The sequence below is a fragment of the Vibrio sp. 10N.261.55.A7 genome (assembly GCF_002877365.1).
Lineage (GTDB): Bacteria > Pseudomonadota > Gammaproteobacteria > Enterobacterales > Vibrionaceae > Vibrio.
Genome location: NZ_MCWZ01000018.1, coordinates 4,381 through 4,981 on the forward strand (window position 1 = coordinate 4,381; position 601 = coordinate 4,981).

Consider the following 601-nt stretch of genomic DNA (forward strand, 5'->3'; position numbering starts at 1 on the left):
ATCCGTGCCATCATTATCGTCATCTGGGTCAATCGTATCCCCAATACCATCGCCGTCCGTATCGGCCGACTCTTCCGCGTTGTCTGGGAACACATCCGCATTATCCCCCGTGCCGTCACCGTCACTGTCTCTCGATTCCGTGGCATCACTTGGGAAATCATCCTCGTCATTGGCCACGCCATCGCCATCAATGTCCGGGTCTACCCCATCGCCGATGCCATCGCCATCCGTGTCCGAAGATTCTGCATTATCATCTGGGAACGCATCACTGTTGTCCCCCACGCCATCCTTATCTCGGTCTCGAGTCTCGTTCACATCATCCGGGAACACATCTGCATTGTCCCCCACACCATCGCCATCGCTGTCTCTCGATTCCGTCGCGTCACGAGGGAAGTCGTCTTCCTCGTTAGGCACGTCATCGCCATCAATATCTGGGTCTACCCCATCACCCACGCCATCCCCATCCATGTCAACGGATTCGTCTGCGTTGTCAGGAAACGCATCCGCGTTGTCACCCGCGCCATCTCCGTCACTGTCTTTCGATTCCGTGTTATCTTGAGGGAAGTCATCCAAGTTATCGCCGACACCATCGCCGTCACTG

General features: G+C 55.9%; 1 pseudogene. It reads right to left on the minus strand.

The features are described from left to right. Window positions 1-601 (minus strand): annotated as a pseudogene (locus BCU12_RS23385) (thrombospondin type 3 repeat-containing protein); the annotation flags it as partial.